General features: G+C 64.9%; 13 protein-coding genes and 2 pseudogenes. 10 read left to right on the top strand and 5 right to left on the bottom strand.

Annotated features, from left to right (window positions below; all coding sequences use genetic code 11):
* Positions 1 to 154: 154 nt before the first annotated feature.
* Together D7316_RS18510 and D7316_RS18505 are read left to right on the top strand one after the other, a co-directional pair.
* Positions 155 to 1,381, top strand: coding sequence for a PucR family transcriptional regulator (locus D7316_RS18510; RefSeq protein ID WP_124709559.1), 1,227 nt, complete (start codon positions 155 to 157; stop codon positions 1,379 to 1,381).
* A gap of 130 nt (positions 1,382 to 1,511) precedes the next feature.
* The gene (locus tag D7316_RS18505; RefSeq protein ID WP_124709558.1) at positions 1,512 to 3,134 is read left to right on the top strand and encodes a long-chain fatty acid--CoA ligase; all 1,623 of its coding nucleotides are present in this window, start codon (positions 1,512 to 1,514) and stop codon (positions 3,132 to 3,134) included.
* 72 nt (positions 3,135 to 3,206) lie between these two features.
* Here the strand turns inward: D7316_RS18505 and D7316_RS18500 are convergent.
* Positions 3,207 to 4,503: pseudogene (locus D7316_RS18500) on the bottom strand (lipase family protein).
* Positions 4,504 to 4,606: 103 nt separating this feature from the next.
* Here D7316_RS18500 and D7316_RS18495 point away from each other — a divergent pair.
* The 3 genes from D7316_RS18495 to D7316_RS18485 are packed head-to-tail and all read left to right on the top strand — an operon-like array spanning position 4,607 to position 7,183.
* Complete coding sequence (locus tag D7316_RS18495) at positions 4,607 to 5,299, top strand: DUF1990 family protein (protein ID WP_164473815.1); 693 nt, start codon at positions 4,607 to 4,609, stop codon at positions 5,297 to 5,299.
* Between the two features lie 50 nt (positions 5,300 to 5,349).
* Complete coding sequence (locus tag D7316_RS18490) at positions 5,350 to 6,663, top strand: hypothetical protein (protein WP_164473814.1); 1,314 nt, start codon at positions 5,350 to 5,352, stop codon at positions 6,661 to 6,663.
* Between the two features lie 37 nt (positions 6,664 to 6,700).
* Positions 6,701 to 7,183: an enoyl-CoA hydratase gene (locus tag D7316_RS18485; protein WP_124709556.1), complete on the top strand. Its 483-nt coding sequence runs from the start codon at positions 6,701 to 6,703 to the stop codon at positions 7,181 to 7,183.
* A 772-nt stretch (positions 7,184 to 7,955) separates the two neighbouring features.
* Here D7316_RS18485 and D7316_RS18480 read toward each other — a convergent pair.
* The 3 genes and pseudogenes from D7316_RS18480 to D7316_RS18470 form a co-directional block, all read right to left on the bottom strand.
* Positions 7,956 to 9,572, bottom strand: a pseudogene (locus tag D7316_RS18480) (TPR repeat region-containing protein); the annotation flags it as partial.
* A 12-nt stretch (positions 9,573 to 9,584) separates the two neighbouring features.
* Positions 9,585 to 10,301 (bottom strand): hypothetical protein, encoded by a 717-nt coding sequence (locus tag D7316_RS18475; protein WP_124709554.1) that lies wholly within the window; start codon positions 10,299 to 10,301, stop codon positions 9,585 to 9,587.
* A gap of 3 nt (positions 10,302 to 10,304) precedes the next feature.
* Complete coding sequence (locus tag D7316_RS18470; protein WP_124709553.1) at positions 10,305 to 10,553, bottom strand: hypothetical protein; 249 nt, start codon at positions 10,551 to 10,553, stop codon at positions 10,305 to 10,307.
* Between the two features lie 278 nt (positions 10,554 to 10,831).
* Here D7316_RS18470 and D7316_RS18465 point away from each other — a divergent pair, with 278 nt between their 5' ends.
* Together D7316_RS18465 and D7316_RS18460 are read left to right on the top strand one after the other, a co-directional pair.
* Positions 10,832 to 12,589 carry a SulP family inorganic anion transporter gene (locus D7316_RS18465; protein WP_124709552.1) on the top strand — a complete coding sequence of 586 codons (1,758 nt, stop codon included), beginning with the start codon at positions 10,832 to 10,834 and terminating at the stop codon, positions 12,587 to 12,589.
* A gap of 3 nt (positions 12,590 to 12,592) precedes the next feature.
* Complete coding sequence (locus D7316_RS18460; RefSeq protein ID WP_124709551.1) at positions 12,593 to 13,282, top strand: GNAT family N-acetyltransferase; 690 nt, start codon at positions 12,593 to 12,595, stop codon at positions 13,280 to 13,282.
* 11 nt (positions 13,283 to 13,293) lie between these two features.
* Here D7316_RS18460 and D7316_RS18455 read toward each other — a convergent pair whose 3' ends face one another.
* Entirely contained in the window at positions 13,294 to 14,592 is a 1,299-nt protein-coding gene (locus tag D7316_RS18455) for a lipase family protein (protein WP_124711430.1), read from the bottom strand.
* 184 nt (positions 14,593 to 14,776) lie between these two features.
* Here D7316_RS18455 and D7316_RS18450 point away from each other — a divergent pair, with 184 nt between their 5' ends.
* The 3 genes from D7316_RS18450 (at position 14,777) to D7316_RS18440 (ending at position 17,819) form a co-directional block, all read left to right on the top strand.
* The gene (locus tag D7316_RS18450; RefSeq protein WP_232016968.1) at positions 14,777 to 15,400 is read left to right on the top strand and encodes a TetR/AcrR family transcriptional regulator; all 624 of its coding nucleotides are present in this window, start codon (positions 14,777 to 14,779) and stop codon (positions 15,398 to 15,400) included.
* Between the two features lie 186 nt (positions 15,401 to 15,586).
* Complete coding sequence (locus D7316_RS18445; protein ID WP_124709550.1) at positions 15,587 to 16,081, top strand: TY-Chap domain-containing protein; 495 nt, start codon at positions 15,587 to 15,589, stop codon at positions 16,079 to 16,081.
* Positions 16,082 to 16,196: 115 nt separating this feature from the next.
* Positions 16,197 to 17,819, top strand: a complete 1,623-nt coding sequence (locus D7316_RS18440; protein ID WP_124709549.1) for a long-chain fatty acid--CoA ligase — start codon at positions 16,197 to 16,199, stop codon at positions 17,817 to 17,819.
* The last annotated feature ends 63 nt before the right edge of the window (positions 17,820 to 17,882 follow it).

Genomic DNA, 17,882 nt, shown 5'->3' with positions numbered 1-17,882 from the left:
TGCCTGGTCCATCACCGCTCGCCAGCGATGTGTTACCAATCACACTCTCGGTACGCTTTTCACGCTACGATGGGCATTCGACCATCGCAATGGCGTCTTTTCACACTCTGACCGACGGACAAATGTGCGAACGCACAACCAGGAGGTGTATTACGTGGCAGCACTCTCGACCGCTGCGCCACCGCCGCGAACCGGCGAGCTCCTCAAACGGGTGCAGACCCGCGTCTCCGAACTCGTGCGGCAATCCGCGCTGGACGACACCGACATGCTGCGCTCCCTGCCACCCGAGATCCGGCAGACCGAGCTGCCTTCGGTGACACGACGGAATCTGTCCGTCATCCTCCGGGCCGTAGCCGAGAACGCCGGCCCTCGTGACGAAGATCTGCGGCCTGCACGCGAGATCGCGGTGCAGCGGGCTGACGAGGGCGTCCCACTCTCGCTGGTCATCCGAAACTGGCAGCGCGGTTTTCGACGGCTCTGGGATGAGGCGACCGCTGTGGCGCTCGCCGACGAGACCGCCGAGGTCGAGTATCTGGGCACGGCACTGCTGTCCCTGTTCGGGACGTATACGGCGACGCTCGTCGAGGCGTACGAACAAGAACAGGTCGTTCTCGGCAGCGAGAAGAGCGGCGCCGGACATCTGGTTGCACGCATGGTGCTCGACGGTCAGGATGCCCGTCCGTACGCGGATCGCTTTCAGATCGAGCTCGTCGCGCAGTACAGCGTCCTGGCGCTCGACATCGCACCAATGCCGGAGGAAGCCGTCGACGACACGACCGGTCGCCTTGTCGCCGGTCGGCGGAAGATGCGAAAGATTCTCGAGCTGGCTGATTTTCGCCGCTCCCGTGCGCTGATCACTACGCTCGGCCCCGCCGGCGGTCACATCCTCCTGCCGATCGACACGGACGAGGACACATCGCCCTACGACACCGCATGTGATCTGGTCGGTCGAATCCGCTCGGCCGTCGGGGTTCCACTTCGGGCCGGTATCGTCGAGTCCGTACCCATCGCGGAGATTCCGTCTGCCGGACAACTGGCGTCAGAAGTGTTGCGACTGTCCGCGATGCGTGACGGCGACGGGGCCGTTTACCGCCTCGCCGATGTCGCGCTCGACTACCAGCTGACCAGGCCAAGCCCCGCTCGCGCACCCCTCGCCGACGTCCTCGAACCGATCCAGCCGTTTCCTGAGTTGATCGAGTTCCTCGAGTGCTATCTACGCTGCGACATGGACCGTGGCCGAACCGCCAGAGCGCTTGCAGTGCACCCCAATACGATCAATAATCGACTGCACCGGGTTGCCTCGTTGACAGGGGTCAACCCCGGCGGCTTCGAGGGGGTGATGATCTTCGGCGCCGCATTGGCCGTGACTCGGTATCAATAGTTTCGCAGGCCCCCACCACACCTTGGGAAGTCATCCCGACCACGCAACGATCCGACGATCGGGCGATCACATCCCGAGCAGTCGCTGCGCGCGGACCACAGCTGACGCCGCAGTTCGATGAAGGAGAACCATGCTCAGCACTATGCAAGACACCCCACTCTCTGTCGCCCAGCTCCTCCGCCACGGCAGCACCGTCCATGGCGCCGCCGAGGTCGTCACCTGGACCGACGCCGGCGCACGGCGGCGCAGCTACGCCGAGGTCGGACGCCGCTGCGCGCAACTCGCGCACGCCTTGCGCGGTCTCGGAGTCACCGGCGACGAGCGGGTGGGCACGTTCATGTGGAACAACGCCGAACACCTCGAGGCCTACCTCGCGGTGCCGTCGATGGGCGCGGTACTACACACACTCAACATCCGACTGTTCCCCGAGCAACTGATCCACGTCGCCAACCACGGCGAAGATCAGATCGTCATCGTCGACCCCTCGCTGCTTCCGTTGCTGACGCCGCATCTGCCCCAGCTGACCACCGTCAAACACCTCATCGTCACCGGTGATTCGACCGATGGTATCGAGGTGCCCGACGGTGTTCGGGTGCACGCCTACGAGACGCTGATCGCTGACCGGCCGACGGAGTTCGAGTGGCCAGATGTCGACGAGCGCTCGGCCGCCGCGATGTGCTACACATCCGGCACCACGGGTGACCCAAAAGGTGTTGCCTATTCACATCGTTCGATCCACCTACACTCGATGCAGGTGTGCATGACCGAAGGCCCGGCACTCAAGCAAGGGGATCGCGCGCTGGCTATTGTCCCCCAATTTCACGCCATGGCATGGGGTTTGCCGTACGCCGCCTTCATGATCGGCGCATCACTTCTCATGCCCGACCGGTTCCTGCAGCCCGAACCCCTTGCTGCGCTGATCGCAGCCGAGCAACCCACGTTCTCCGCCGCGGTGCCCACGATTTGGCAGGGACTCCACCAGTACCTCGAACAGCATCCGCAGGACATCTCGTGCATGCATGACGTGCTGATCGGTGGATCGGCCGTACCACCGTCCATGATGCACACCTTCGAGTCCGACCATGGCATCCAGATCCTGCAGGGCTGGGGGATGACGGAGACCTCACCGCTCGGCTCGGTGTCCCGAGCGCCGGCACACACCGAGGGCGAAGAGCGCTGGCGGTACCGCTACACGCAGGGCCGGTTCCCGGCATCCGTGCAGTCTCGGCTCGTCGACGACCTCGGCGACGTGGTTCCCAACGACGGCAAATCGATTGGCGAGGTCGAGGTTCGCGGCCCGTGGATCACCGGCTCGTACTACGGCATCGACGCCGCCGATAAATTCCATGACGGATGGCTGCGCACCGGCGACGTCGGCACCATCAGCCCCGACGGTTACCTCACCCTCACCGACCGCACCAAGGACATCATCAAGTCCGGCGGCGAATGGATCTCCTCGGTCGACCTCGAAAACGCCGTCATGGGCCACCCAGACGTCATCGAGGCCGCGGTGATCGGTGTGCCCGATGCGAAGTGGGATGAACGGCCGCTGGTGGCTGTCGTGCTCCGTGAAGGTTCCGACGCGAACGTCGAGGATCTCCGAGAGTTCCTGTCCGACAAGGTCGCGAAATGGCAGCTACCGGAGAACTGGACGGTGATCAACGCGGTCCCGAAGACCAGCGTCGGCAAGTTCGACAAGAAGCGGCTGCGGTCGCAATACAGCGACGGGGAGTTGGAGGTCACGCGGGTGTAGGTGCCGCCTGGGTGTAGGAGTCAGCAGATGACGTGGATCGTAACGGTGACCGTTACGATCCACGTCATCTGTTCAGGCGGCTGAGACGTCGCCCCGGCTGGCGGCCACGTTCGTCCCGCCCGACGTGCGTCCGGCGGTCAGCCGCTTCGCCCACCGCGGCCGACGCTGTCCCGCGACCGCGGTGACCGTGTGGTCGCGCGCCGCCCGCCCCTCGAGCCGATGCGACAGCCACGACACCACCAGCGGGCCCGACAATGGCAACAGCGAGTAGTGCTCGCTGAGCTGATCGCGCACATACGTCATTGGCACCCCGCGATCGCGATACCGTCCGACCTGTCCGTCGACGTCGTCGGCGCTGATCACCTCGTCGTGCACCGCCTGCACCACGAACAAAGGGATGGTGGGCGCGTGGGTGCCGAGTTGCAGGTCGTCCATCATCTCGACGATCTCGGGTTGGGCGAGGACGTCGGCGAGCGGGAGATCGAGGAAATCGTCGATGTCGTGGTGCCGGAATCGGCGGATCGCGTCGAGCGTGGGCAGGGCGGCGATCTCATCGAGTTGCCGGCGTCCGGAGTCCTTAGCATGTTCGTCGATCACCCTGTCAAGCTGTGGATACACACGCCGCAACCCGGCGATCGCCATGATCGGGAGACCGGCGTGCAGGCCGCCGTTGAGCCGCATCAGCGCCGACGCCATGTCGCCGACGGGTGATCCGAGGACCGCGCCGATGAGATTGAGTTCGGGGGCGTACTGCGGGGCCATCTCGGCTGCCCAGGACGTCGCCATTCCGCCACCCGAGTAGCCCCATAGTCCGACGGGTGTGTCGTCGGCGACGTCGAGGTCGTCGAACGCGAAGGCTGCACGGATGCCGTCGAGGGTGCGATAGCCGGGTTCGCGCGGAACGCCCCAAGCCCCCACCATGCCCTCATGGTCCGGAATGGACACCGCCCATCCCTTGGCAAGGGCGCGTCGTACCACGAGGAACTCGAATGGCGCGATGGTGCGCGCCGAGTCGGCCCCCTTGCGGAGCGCGTACGACGGGAAGCACTGCGAGGTGACCGCATCGATCGCGCATTGGAACGACAACAGCTGAAAGGTGCTCTCGGGAGCACGCTTTCGCGGAAGCACCAGCGTGGTCGTGGCCACGTCGGGTAAGCCGTTCAGGTTCGACGATCGATACAGGAGTTGCCACGCTCGACTGCGGTGCTGTGATGCCCAGTAGTCCTTGAGCTCTACCTGGCGGGTGCGGATGATCTCGCCGGGGACGCAACGAGTCGAGGGTGTCCGGGGCGTCGTAGAAGGGGTCGTCGACAGGAAGGATCAGGTGGCTGTCGACTGCGTCAATCGGTGTCTCCAGCTGTGCGGTCATTCTGCACCTCGATTCCGGACCGGAGCCGTATCCGGCTCGTCCACGGTCGTTTCAACGACCAGGCCGGGATGACCATTCCAGCGGAATGGGGTTGAATCGCGACATGGGTCGACGATGGCGTCCGCTCGACGGCGACACCGCAGCACGTCTGCGGGCCGCGCCTTTCACGTATCCGGAGGTCGGCGGGACCGGCGGCGAACTTCCTCCGGGTTACCACCAGCTCAGCCAGACAGTGCGCCTCGGCGCCGGAGGTCCGTGCTTCGACCGCGCCCGTGAATCCGTCCTGACGTGGCGGGTTCAACTCGGTGCGGGTGTCGGGGTGTCGAGTTCGGGTCCGAGTGTGATGGCGACGGCTGGTCTGTCGCTGCTGGGGGCCGGGAGGGTGGCGGCGGAGCCGCAGTTGCCGAGGGTTATCCAGTACAGCGAGAACATCGGCACAGTTGGTGATCATGACTTCTGCCGTGGTTCGCTCAACCTCGGCACTGTTGCGCCGAAGGGCAAACGCGGCGTCGTCCGACTGACGGTCACCTCGTTCGGGTTCACCGGCAATGGTCCCGGTTGGAAGCGTGACCCGAACTGCCGATTCCGGTTGAACTACGCCGTCATCAGCGCCGCCGTCGGCTATCGCTGGATCTCTGTCCCAGTCTCATTCCGAGCAAGGCCGGGACAGAAGTTCGTTCGCGAGGTGTACACGGGTTCCGGCCTGGTCGACCTGACGGTGGGCACGGCGCCACTGCACGACGGCAAAGGTGCGCCGCAGTCGTTCGCGTCGTCGATCTACACGATTGTTCCGTGACCCAATCGGCGAGAGCACGCTCCAGCCGCAGCAAAGGAAGTACTGACCGCATGGCGACTTCACAGAGTCGAGCACGACACCGTCACATAGACGCGGCCGGACGTCGCACCCCCATCCGTGTGAGCGTTGCATCGGCAGCTCTCGCAGCGTCCATCGCCGCCGGAGTCGGCTCGGGCGCAGCCTATGCCGTTCCCGAGCAGGGTGGGACGAGCCCGAGTGACACCGCCCCGCAGCAGGGCGGCACGAGTCCGACTCCGATTCCGGGTTCGCCGGAACAGGGCGGCACCACGCCCACGCCCGAACCCGAGGTCGCGCCGATCTATTCGCCTGGGCCGGGTTCGATTCCGGGTCCGCCGCAGGAGGCGCCCTATCAGCCGTATGTGGAGCCGGGTTCCTACACCGCACCCTCGTACGACAACGCCTACAACCCAGTGCCGAATCGTCCGCTGAGCGCGCCGAAGCCGACGGCCCCGGTGCGTCCGATCGCGCCTCCGCCGGAGAAGATCCGCGTGGGCAACTTCGTCACCGACATCCCGAAAGGCATGTCCGACAAAGACGTCAACTCCGTCAACGCCTGGTCGGCCTACGGTGAGGCCAAGATCGCCCAGGGCTTGATCTCGGTGGGTGTGCCGGCGGATGAGGCATCCCGACAGGCGGCGTCGACGATCATCGGTGTGATGACGGGCGGGACCGCGGGGGCGGTCACACTGGGGATTCCGGCGGCGGTTCTGGGAGCAGCTGGGGGCGCGGTGATCGGGACCGGAGTGGGAGCCATCGCCGGAGGGATCTACAACAGCGTTGTGTTCGGATCGCTGATCGTGGCATCCGGGGGTTCACTCGCGCTTCCCATCATTGGTACCGGCGCAGCCGCTGGAGCGGGTATCGGCCTGCTTGCTGGTGGCGCCATCGGCGCAGCAGGCGCAGGCGCAGCAGGGGCCACGCTCGGAGCCGCAATCGGCGGAACAGCGGGCGGAGCACTCGCGTATGCGTTGGGCGCCGGGGACCCAGGGGCAGACCCGCGCGAGCCGTGGAGGCAAGGAAATCCGAACGCTCCCAAGAGCAAACCGCTACCCAATCCGGATGGCAATCGGTTCGAGTACAAGCTCTCGTCGGACGATGCCCGCAAGTCCGGTCTGCCCGGTGTCGAGTACATCGTGAACAAACGGGGCGATGTCAGCCTCGATGTCGGTGGGATGAAGGCAAAGTGGAGTGTCGAACAGGCTCTGGCGCCCTATGGACTTCTGAGTGGCGCAGCAAAGCAGGGTGAGGATTCTGCTCGCGCCTTGACCAAGCAGTGGAGCGGGCAGATCGAGTCGGCGGTGCCTGGCGGTGAAGTGTCGTGGCCACAGGAAACGGGCCGCTAGGTTCCCCTGAAAGTTTGCGCTAAGAAGAAGAGAACCTATGAAACGGGCTCTGCCTATCGTTCTTACATCGATTGTTGCACTCGCGATGACGTGGACGGGCGCCGGTTCGTCGTCGGCCCAACCCCAGATTCCGAAGTTCACCACCATCGGCGAGGACTTCGGCACCTTCGGAGATCACGCATCCTGTCGTGGCGCAGCGAATCTGAAGATGTTCGCGCCCAGAGGAAAACGTGGCGTGGTTCGCGTATCGCTCACCTCGCACGGGTTCACGGGTGACGGCTCGTCGTGGACGACGAACCCGCGTTGCCGAGTTCTGCTGGTGATCAATCAGACCAGCGGAAACAGCTTTATGAAACAGACCCCGATCCTCGCTGCGTTCGGGCGGCAGGCCGGGCAGAATGTCACTCGCGACATCGTGACCGGCTCGGGTCTGGCGCTCGTCTCAGTCATTCCGTACACCGTCGGCCTTCCGCGGGTGGCGCAGGGAAACGGCACGGGTGCATACGTTCTGGTTCCATAGCTCGACGATCGCGGTGGTACGGCGGCTCACGCCGGGGCGCGATTGCCACCTGCGTCACGCCGCCCTAGTTGCCAGCGAGGGCTGGCCAACCAGGACGCGAAGGGCCTGAAGCTGGTGGCGGGTCCATCGGTCCGCACTCTTGGCGGGGTCGGGCTTGGTCAGATCACCGTTTTCCCAAGAACGTTCGACCTCTGTGATCCTCCAGCCGCCAAACACGTTCTCGCTGGGAACCACGGCTGGGCCGCGTTGATGTGCTGGAGGCACAGCCCCGACGCGCTCGTAGTGGATGAACACCATTCCAGGGCCTGACTCGGTGATCTTGTTCGATGGATTTGGGAGGCGCAATCGCTCCATCGTGCAGATACGTCCAAGAGCGGAACCATCAGATTGTGCATCGATGCGAGAAATCCGCAATCGAAGACTGTAGGAGTATGCCAGGTCATACCCCCCACCACTGTCGTAGGTGCTCAGAATCCTGGTGTCATCAAGAGCTGATCTGTAGCCAGGAAAAGCTTCAGCGAAGTCACCGCTGATCCACACTCGATAGTCGGATTCAAATGCGGCGCGCAGGAATGTGGCGTCGGGTGAGTCGACTCTAGCCGATCCCCCATCCCATGAGGTTCTCAGCTTAAGATTCGACTCCTGATCCGGCTGCACGGACGAACTGGAGGACGGGACCTGGTCCTTCTCACTCGCCGGTCCTGATGAACAGCTCGTGAGCGTGACAGCTAAGAGAGCTGCTGTTCCGATATTGATGATACGAAGCATCGAGTTAGCTCGGCGGTCGGCGTGCATCGTTGGGCTCAGGTTCCTTGGACAAGTCGATCTGCGAACCACCGACCAATGAGGTCGTATTCTCGTTGAAGTTGTCATCGAGTACACCCAGATTCTGGTCGTAGAATGCTGTAAACCGAGACCTGTTCTCCACAACAGTGTTCCAATCCAACTCGCCATTGGAGTCGAAGAAGTCGATCGGCCCTTTGCCGTCGCCATTCCAATTCCTGTCAACTAACTTAGGATGGTCTACCAAGAACGGCTCCATCATCAGGTAGGACCTCGGCACGCCTGTGGTCAGTTGCTGATGAGTATCCGTGTAGTTCTCTATCTGCGAACTCCACGGCTTGATCTCCCCCGGATCTCCAGGTGGGTCACCGAGTTCCATACCCTTGATCGCCGGGCCGGCGATCGTCGCCGCGTCTGAAAGGCCAGGCACTCCGCTGCCCTGGAGAAGAGCCAGGACCCCGTCGATCTTCGCGCCGCGCGCGTTGAAGTCGACGTTCTCGTTCCACTGATGGTTGTCGGTGAGAGTAGTGTCGAGATCGGCGATACCGGCTTCGACAGCTCTGTGCATCTGGCCAGCCGCGACGCCCAGACCTGACTGGCGAGGGTCGTCGCCGAACTCATGCGCGATGTGGTTCTCCCACGCAGACGAACTACGTACCATCATCTCGCCCGCCGTTCCGTCGGTACCGAGGACACAGAGCAAGCTGGAGAAGTCACTCTCCTTACCGAGCGGTCCGACCGTGTGGTTGACGAGCATGTCGTCGGGCAGTCCGAAGTAATTGCCGATGAACGGTGCGGCGCTGCGAGCAATCGTCTGAGCTAACTCCGGGTTTCGTTGCCCGAACGTTGTGTACTGGTCGTCACCGAGGTCCAACTTCGTCAGCTCGTGTTCATGCCGAACGATGAAGTCCGACACTGCTTCCATCGACCGCCCGGCGGCGACGCCTTCGTGTCCTGGCGCGCCGGCGGAATCCCCGAACCAATTCATCACAGATTTCGCTCCGAGTTCGTCCGGCTCCCATTTCGTGGTCATCACTTCCCAGATGTGATCATCCGCGTTGTAGTGCGATCCCGCGGTGACAGTCACGTCCATGTTGTCACCGGTGAGGAAGTCCGCAACGGCCTGGTGGTCGCCCGCACCATTGTGGAACATCGCATCGACAGTTTCTCTGAGGTCCGATGCGTCGATGGTGTGGTGGTAGTTTCCGTAGTTGGTATCGGCTCCCCGTGGGGACATGTTCCCGCCGATCTCGGCAGCCTGCTTCAGTAGTCCGCGATCGATGTCGGCGCCAAGTCGAAGTCCTTGGTTGCCTTCGCCGAGCAATCCATTCAGAGCCTTGAAGTCCTCCAGTCGAGGAACATCGGTGAATGTTCTCAACTGGCCGTTCGTCACGGTCGTGTCGGTGCGAAATGCCTTTTCCTGCAGCAATGTCCGCACTCCGACAGGAAGGCGACTCATGCCTCCGGACTCGCCTCCGACGGTTTGGAGATTGGGTATCGACATCAGCCTCAGTGCATCCCCAAGAGCACCTGGATTGCGCTCACCGATGTCCTTCATCTCCTGCAGACTCACACCGTCGAGTTCACCCATCAGCGACTTGAGGTAGTCGAACTGGCCCTAGGACATGAAGGCGGGCCGCCCCTCTCGCAGCTCCTCGAGTTGCTGGGGTGTCAGCGTGGTTGCAGCCCTGAGCCTTGCGGCCTGTTCGGGTGTCATGCTTCCGGCCCGCATGGCCTTCAGATCTCCGGCGGCCTGGCCGCCGACAAGCCCCGCTCCGATCGGTGCCATCGCAGTGATCTCCTCATTGGCGCCGCGGACCGCGTTCGCGCATGCGGTATCCGCTGCCTCCAAGTCCTGCGCGAGTCGCGTCAGACGTACGGTCGCGTTGCGCGCCTCCTCGGCTCGCTGCCGCTTCAGCTCTTCGATCTGGGCTTGTTCATCTTTGTCACCGGCCGCGAAAGCCTCCGCCAATCCGTACTTGTACGCGTCGGTCACCGTCCAGTTATCCGCCACGTCGTAGTTTGCAGCTTCCAGATTTCGTGCTGATGTCTTGAGGTCGTCGACCATTGGCGACATGATCGACTGTCCGTTTGTCAGTGCGGTTCGCAGATTCGTGACAGCACCACTCACTCGATGCATCTGCGACTTCTCGCTGTCGGCGCGACCAAGGGCCTCCACTCGGGCCTGCCCAGTCCAGTCGAGCCCGTGGATGGTCCGATGGACGTTGTCCGCAGCCCGGCCAATTCCGTCGCTCACAGGACTCAGCGAGTCGGCCACTGAGCCGAGTTGGCTCACGTCAGCACGTTCGACCACGCCACGCGTCATTCGAGTCATGGATCAGATCCCAGAGGGCTCGTTCAGATCGCCGACGGACCGTAGTTGGCGCGCAGCGATGGCCTCGGACGACACGATGACGTGCGCCCCGACCTTCAGCGCGCCGGCGAACTGCTCGCAACGCCCAGTGATCGTCGACAATGCCTGGCGGACCGCTTCGTCAGAACGCCCGACTGCCTCGGCGGTCTCGAAACCGGCCAGGCCTCCAGCCGCAGCATTCGGACTCGAGATGCCCGGCATGACCGACGCCATCGAACTGAGGGATCCCGACCCCAACTCACGCACGGACGACCCGAAACCAGCAATGGCTGAACCCGCGGCCTCCAGCTCGCTTGGATCAACCCTGACATTCGGTGAAGTCATTCAGTCCCCGCCCCCAGATCCTGACGCCGAGACGACTCGGCTCACACTTGAATATAGGACGCAGGGGCGACCCTTTCGGTTCCGGGTGTTTCCAGCTTTGTTTCCGCCCGCGGATGTCTGCTCGCTGAACCACCGCTCCGAGCTGCGCTAAGTGGTCTAATCACCCCATGCCCACCCCGGCCCCACAGCCCAGTACCGTGAGCCGCTACCTCCCCGGCCTCACCACCTTGCGCTCGTATCAGCGCAGCTGGTTGCGCGGCGACATCGTCGCCGGCATCGTCCTCACGGCTCTGCTCATCCCCGCGGGCATGGGGTATGCCGAGGTGGCCGGGCTACCACCCGTGACCGGCCTGTACGCGACGATCATCCCTCTGATCGCCTACGCCATCGTCGGGCCGTCTCGCATCCTGGTCCTCGGTCCCGACTCCTCGCTCGCGCCGATCATCGCCGCCGCCATCATCCCGCTCGCCGCCTTCGACGAGGAACGCATCGCACTGGCCGGGGTATTGGCCCTCGAAGTCGGTGCCGTTCTCGTCATCGCCGGACTGCTGCGCCTCGGCTTCGTCACCGACCTGCTGTCCAAACCGATCCGCATCGGCTACCTCAACGGCATCGCCCTCGTCGTGTTGCTCAGTCAGCTACCCAAGCTGCTCGGCTTCAGCATCGAGGGCGATTCCATCCTGGACGAGGCCGTCGCCATCGTGAGGGGCATCGCCAACGGAGAGATCGACTGGCTGGCCACCGCGATCGGCGTCATCTGCCTGGTGGTCATCCTGGGTCTCAAGTACTGGCGCAAAACCATCCCCGGTGTGCTGGTCGCCGTGGCCGGGTCGATCATCGCGGTCGCCGTGTTCGGCTGGCAGGACGATCTCTCGGTGGCCGGCGCCATGCCGCGTGGCTTCCCGTCACCATCCCTGGAGGGCATCACCCTCGACGACGTGGTCAGCCTCCTCGGCCCCGCCGTCGGCATCGCGCTCATCGCCTTCGCCGACACCAGCGTGCTGTCCCGCACGTTCGCCGCCCGCGCCGGCACCACCGTCGACGGCAGCCAGGAGATGGCCGCGGTCGGCGTCGCCAACGTGGCCACCGGATTTCTCAGCGGGTTTCCCATCTCGGCGTCGTCGTCGCGAACGCCGGTCGCCGAACAGGCCGGGGCGCGAACACAACTCGCACCCCTGGTGGGCGCGGTGCTCATCGTGGTGTTCATCTTCGTGGCGCCGGGCATCACCGCGTACCTGCCGTCGGCCGCGCTGGCCGCGGTGGTGATCTCGGCGGCGTTGTCGTTGATCGACATCCGCAGCGTCGTCGAACTGTTCCGGGTCAACTGGGTGGAGGCCGCGCTGTCGATCGCGGCGTTCCTCGGTGTCGCGCTGATCGGCGTGCTGCAAGGCATCCTGGTGGCAATCGGCTTGTCCTTCATCGCCTTTGTCAACCAGGCATGGCGGCCGTACCGCACCGAACTCGGCCGGGTCCCCGGCATGCGCGGCTACCACGACGTCACACGCAACCCGACCGCCGAACGCATCCCCGGCGTGCTGATCCTGCGCTTCGACGCCCCGCTGTTCTTCGCCAACGGCGGCATGTTCGACGACTACGTCCGCGGCGAGGTGCGCGCCGCACGCGCAGGCGGACGTACCCTGCACACCGTGATCCTCGCCGCCGAACCCATCACCGAGATCGACGCCACCGCCGTCGACGAGTTGGTCGAGCTCGACGACTATCTCCGCTCCCACGGCATCACGTTGATCTTCGCGGAAATGAAATCGCCTGTGCGCGATCAGCTTGCCCGGTACCAGCTGACCGTCGACGGCCAACCGCGCTTCGACGACTCGCGGTTCGCGCCGACGACCGGCGCCAAGATCGACGAGATCACCGGGAAGCTGCGCACCGATATCGGGCCGGAGGCCGAGGGCGGGCGCCGGTAACCGATGGCCGAACACCACCCGCTCGACAACCCTGCCCTCGCCGCCCTCACCGGCCCACACGCACACCTCGCCGAACACCACGGAACCGCTGTCCGCTACCACCCCGACGTGTGCCCGATGGCGGCACTGCCCGACGACCCGTCGACCGGAGACTGGGCCGACGCCGCGGCACTTGTCGGGCCGGGCGGATCGATGTTCCTGCCCGTCGTGACGGTCCGACCGCCGGCCGTCTGGCAGACCACGATGCAGCTACCCGGCGTGCAGATGATCGACGGTGGCGTCGAGTGCGCCCCCGACGACGAAGCGGTCGTGCTGTCGGCGACCGACGTCCCGGAGATGCTGGACTTGGTGCGCCGCACCAGACCCGGCCCGTTCCTACCGCGCACCATCGAGATGGGCACCTACCTCGGCATCCGCCGCGACAGTCGCCTGATCGCGATGGGTGGTGAGCGCCTACGACTTCCGGGGTGGACCGAGATCAGCGCGGTCTGCACCGATCCCGACTCCCGTGGCCAGGGGCTCGCGAGCCGGATCGTGCTCGCCCTCGCCGACGGCATCCGACGGCGCGGTGACATCCCGATCCTGCATGCCGACGCCCGCAACGTCGGCGCGATCCGACTGTATGCGGCGTTGGGCTTCGACGTACGGCGCGAGGTCATGTTCCGTGTCTTCACCACGCCCGACCGGACCTGACCACGCAGCAGTCAGGTCCCCGGAAAACCCTTGGGCAGCGGCGCCGGATAGTCGAGCTTGAACCTCGGACCAGGCGACGCCCCACGCAGTACCGCACTGACCCAGGCCTGCGCGGGAACCCAGCCGACCGCGGCATTGGTGACGTGCTCGGGCAACGGCAGGGTGGTGAAGCGCAGATCGGCGCCGGCCTCCCAGTACTTGCGGACCACAGGGAGCACCACCTTCGACGGCGGGATGAGCTCATCCCACATTCCGTGGAACCACAGCACCGGGGTATCGGGAATGTGCTTGTCGAGACTCAGGTCTCGCAGCAACGGCATCACTCCGGGTGAGGTGGCCAGGGACTTGCCGGGCTGGAAGTAGTCGCGGATCGGCCGCCACATGCCGGTCATGGCTGCGGTGTAGACGCAGCGATCTCCGAGATCGGCGACGATCTGCTGACCCGCCGGAGTCAGCAGCTTCCGCGCGTCGAAGATCTGCGGATACTCGCGGGACAAGGCCGCGAATCCGAGCCACATGGTGAAGTTGCTGATACCGGTGACGCCGGGCTGGCCCGTCGTGGCGTAGTGGGCCTGGGCGGCGAGGTCCGCGGGCGCGCCGCCCATGGCCGTGCCGAGGATCTTGACGTCGGGGGCGTAGGTCTTGCGCAGACCGGCCGCCCGTATCGAACCCGACCCGCCGCCGGAGTACCCGTAGAGCGCGATCCCGGAGTGCCGCAGGCCGAGTGAGGAGTCGTTCTTGATCGCGCGCAGACTGTCGAGCACCATCTTGCCTTCGTCCCACGTGCTGAACGTGTTGAACTTGCCGTCGAAGTCAGGGACGTTGACCGCGAAACCCTGGGCGAGCCAGGATGTCGCGAGGGTGGCCTCCTTGAAGGTGCCGGTCTGCAGGGTGTACGACGGATTGCACGCCGAACTGGTGGAGTCGATGGCCTCTTGGAACGAGACGACAGGTCGCGGGCTGCCGGACCACGGAACGCCCGGGATGATCACGGACGTGGCGGTCACGATCGGCTGCCCGTGGGCGTTCTCGGATCGGTACAGCAACTGCTTGGTGTGTACGGGGAACGGGATGCCGAGCACCCGCGTCTGGACGACACGCGAACGCACGATCTGACCGGGCCGGTACGCCGCGATGTTCGGCGGATCGTTGTACCAGGGATCGCTGTCCGGCGTGGTTATCGGCAGCGCGCGATAGATGTCGGGTTCGCGCGGCAGCTGGGGCAGCTGGTTCTGATTCGGCGGAAATGCCGGAGGGAAAGCCGGATTCGCGCCTGCCGGACCGGCGGCGAGCAGTCCCACCGCCAGCATGGCGGCGACCGCCACCGTCAGCAGACGTCGGCGGACACGCGGGTCCGTCGGTCGAACCGGATCCGTGAGATGACCATTCACGCGTCTTTACCCCCATCGTCGGTGATGCCAGTCACAGCAGTACAGCACACGGCCTTGTTTTGAACAAGAGCTCTTGTTTCAAAATGGATCTACACTTCGTGAGGTGACCGGAAGAGCACGAACCGCGGGAAAACAGGCCACCGCCGGCCGCCGCATCAAAGGCCTCGACGCGAGCGAGCGCGCCCAACAGCGCCGTGAGCTCATCCTCGACGCAGCGCTCGACCTGTTCGCCCGGGAGGGGTACGCGAACGCGTCGATCGAGGCGATCTGCCAGCTGGCCTACGTCGGGAACAAGGCGTTCTACGAACACTTCTCCACCAAAGAAGCGTGCTATCTCGAACTGCTGCAACGCAATACCCACACAATCTTCGCCGGGGTGTACGCCACCATGGAGGAGTCGAGCGGGTCCGAGGCGGACGTCACGCATCGGTTGCTCGAGAGCTTCGTCGACGCGTTGGCCGGTGACCCGCGCGTCGGCGCGGTGACCTTCGGACAATCGGGTGGGATCTCGCCGACCGTCGAGCGGCAGCGGCGCGCCAACCGCCGGCAGGCGGCCGAACTCGTCCGCGCCGTGTGGTCACGATTCGACGAAGCTGCCACCGAGGCGCCCGCCGAGCACATGGCGATCGCGGTGACCGGTGGACTGTTCGACCTCATCGCCGACGCCCTCGACCGAGCCGACGGTGCACTCGCCCCCGCGCACGCACGCGACTGGTCGACGACATGACCGACTTCGCACTCACCGTCCGCGCGGGTATGCACCCGGGCCGCTCCTAGGGCTCAGGCGTCGGGAGCACCGCATTCCCGGACGTTGTGGACAACTCCGCGACGACGCCCGTACTGTCTCAACACTCCCCTAGTCTGGTGCTCACCTCGTTCTCGCCGCTCCCATCACGATTGGAATGAATACCCTTTGCCCACCAATGGTTTCGACCACACCACCGACGTCGCCTGGCAAGAGTTCAGCGCGTTGATCGCCGGACGCTGTGCCGACCTCCAGCAGGGCCAGTTCCTCGAGATCGCACAGCCCGACAGCACGGGTTGGCACTCGCTGCTGGAGGTCACGGTGACCGGTTCGGGGCGCGTCCGCTGCACCATCAGCGGCATGGCCATCAAGTGGCGCAGTAAGGAGCAGTGGGACGGGACCCGGATCGAACTCACCGACCTGGGCTGGCAGTGGCTGCCCCGGAAACTGGAGTGGATCCACGAGGTCGGTCGTCGACGAGTCGACGATCTCGCGGAACTCATGGCGCTGAGCCTGCAACAGATCTGGCAGTTCACGCACCCGGCCGACATCAGTGTCCACGATCCGTTCGGCCCGCGGCCGCAGGCGCAGGCTCCCGCCCCTCCCCCGGCGCGGCCGGTCCGACACCTGTGGGCGGTGCCGGACCTCGTCGAGGAGGACTGAACGGGTCTCCCTGGGTCCACTTCGTCGCATTTCTGAAACCCGCCCACCCGATCGGTGCTCGAGTGCGAGGCTCAGAAGCGACCCTCCTGGCCGAACAAGAATCAAGGAGTACCCGATGTTGAGCACGATGCAGGACGCCCCGCTCTCAGTGGCACAGGTGTTACGACACGGCAGCACCGTGCACGGCAGAGCCGAGGTGGTGACATGGACCGGAGCCGAGGCACGACGACGCAGCTACGCCGAGGTCGGACGCCGCTGCGCGCAACTCGCGCACGCACTGCGTGGCCTGGGCGTGACCGGCGACGAGCGGGTGGCGACGTTCATGTGGAACAACGCCGAACACCTCGAGGCCTACCTCGCGGTGCCGTCGATGGGCGCGGTGCTGCACACACTCAACATCCGATTGTTCCCCGAGCAACTCATCCACGTCGCCAACCACGGCGAAGACCACGTCGTCATCGTCGACCCCACGCTCATCCCCCTGCTCACACCGCAGCTTGCGCAGCTGACGACCGTCAAACATGTGATCGTGACCGGGGACTCCGTCGACGGCGTCGAGGTGCCCGACGGCATGCAGGTGCACGCCTACGAGGCACTCATCGCCGGCCAGCCGACCGAGTTCGACTGGCCCGAGGTGGACGAACGTTCCGCTGCCGCAATGTGTTACACGTCCGGCACCACCGGCGACCCGAAAGGTGTCGCCTACTCGCACCGGTCGATCTACCTGCACTCCATGCAGGTGTGCATGACCGATGGACCTGCGCTCAAGCAGGGTGATCGTGCGCTGGCGGTGGTTCCGCAGTTCCATGCGATGGCGTGGGGCCTGCCCTATGCGGCGTTCATGATAGGCGCCTCACTGCTCATGCCGGACCGGTTCCTGCAGCCCGAACCGTTGGCCGCCTTCATCGCCGCCGAACAGCCCACCATGTCCGCGGCCGTCCCCACCATCTGGCAGGGTCTGCACCTCTACCTCGAGCAGCATCCGCAGGACATCTCGTGTATGCACGACGTGCTGATCGGCGGATCGGCCGTACCGCCGTCGATGATGCACACCTTCGAGGAGGACCACGGCGTGCAGGTGCTGCACGCGTGGGGAATGACCGAGACGTCGCCGCTCGGTTCGGTGGCTCGTCCACCCGCCGGCACCGAGGGCGACGAGCGGTGGCACTACCGCTACACGCAGGGCCGATTCCCGGCATCGGTGCAGGCCCGTCTCGTCGACGACGCCGGGGAGGTGGTCCCCAACGACGGCGACAGCATCGGCGAACTCGAGGTTCGTGGTCCGTGGATCGCCGGCTCGTACTACGGCGTCGACGCGCCGGACAAGTTCCAGGACGGCTGGCTGCGCACCGGTGACGTCGGATCCATCACCCCCGACGGCTACCTCACCCTCACCGACCGCACCAAGGACATCATCAAGTCCGGCGGCGAATGGATCTCCTCGGTCGACCTCGAGAACGCCGTCATGGGCCACCCGGACGTCATCGAGGCCGCGGTCATCGGCGTCCCGGACCAGAAGTGGGATGAACGACCGCTGGTGGCCGTGGTGATTCGCGACGGTGCCGACGCCACGGTCGATACCCTACGAGAGTTCTTGTCCGACAAGGTCGCCAAGTGGCAGCTGCCGGAGAACTGGACGGTCATCAACGAGGTCCCGAAGACCAGCGTCGGCAAGTTCGACAAGAAGCGGCTGCGGTCGCAGTACAGCGATGGCGAGTTGGAGGTCACGCGGGTGTAGGTGCGCCGCGGGCGTAGGCGCCGACAGGTGTAGTCGAACGCAACGGTCACCGTGACGATCGAC

The sequence above is a fragment of the Gordonia insulae genome (genome assembly GCF_003855095.1).
Classification (GTDB): Bacteria; Actinomycetota; Actinomycetes; order Mycobacteriales; family Mycobacteriaceae; genus Gordonia; species Gordonia insulae.
This window is presented reverse-complemented; position numbering and strand designations above follow the sequence as displayed.

Excerpts from the sequence above, each read along its gene's own strand:
- D7316_RS18505 (WP_124709558.1), top strand. The coding sequence starts at position 1,512 with ATGCTCAGCACTATGCAAGACACCCCACTCTCTGTCGCCCAGCTCCTC.
- D7316_RS18495 (WP_164473815.1), top strand. The coding sequence starts at position 4,607 with ATGGGTCGACGATGGCGTCCGCTCGACGGCGACACCGCAGCACGTCTG.
- D7316_RS18490 (WP_164473814.1), top strand. The coding sequence starts at position 5,350 with ATGGCGACTTCACAGAGTCGAGCACGACACCGTCACATAGACGCGGCC.
- D7316_RS18485 (WP_124709556.1), top strand. The coding sequence starts at position 6,701 with ATGAAACGGGCTCTGCCTATCGTTCTTACATCGATTGTTGCACTCGCG.
- D7316_RS18475 (WP_124709554.1), bottom strand. The coding sequence starts at position 10,301 with ATGACTCGAATGACGCGTGGCGTGGTCGAACGTGCTGACGTGAGCCAA.
- D7316_RS18470 (WP_124709553.1), bottom strand. The coding sequence starts at position 10,553 with ATGGCGTCGGTCATGCCGGGCATCTCGAGTCCGAATGCTGCGGCTGGA.
- D7316_RS18465 (WP_124709552.1), top strand. The coding sequence starts at position 10,832 with ATGCCCACCCCGGCCCCACAGCCCAGTACCGTGAGCCGCTACCTCCCC.
- D7316_RS18460 (WP_124709551.1), top strand. The coding sequence starts at position 12,593 with ATGGCCGAACACCACCCGCTCGACAACCCTGCCCTCGCCGCCCTCACC.
- D7316_RS18455 (WP_124711430.1), bottom strand. The coding sequence starts at position 14,592 with ATGCTGGCGGTGGGACTGCTCGCCGCCGGTCCGGCAGGCGCGAATCCG.
- D7316_RS18440 (WP_124709549.1), top strand. The coding sequence starts at position 16,197 with ATGTTGAGCACGATGCAGGACGCCCCGCTCTCAGTGGCACAGGTGTTA.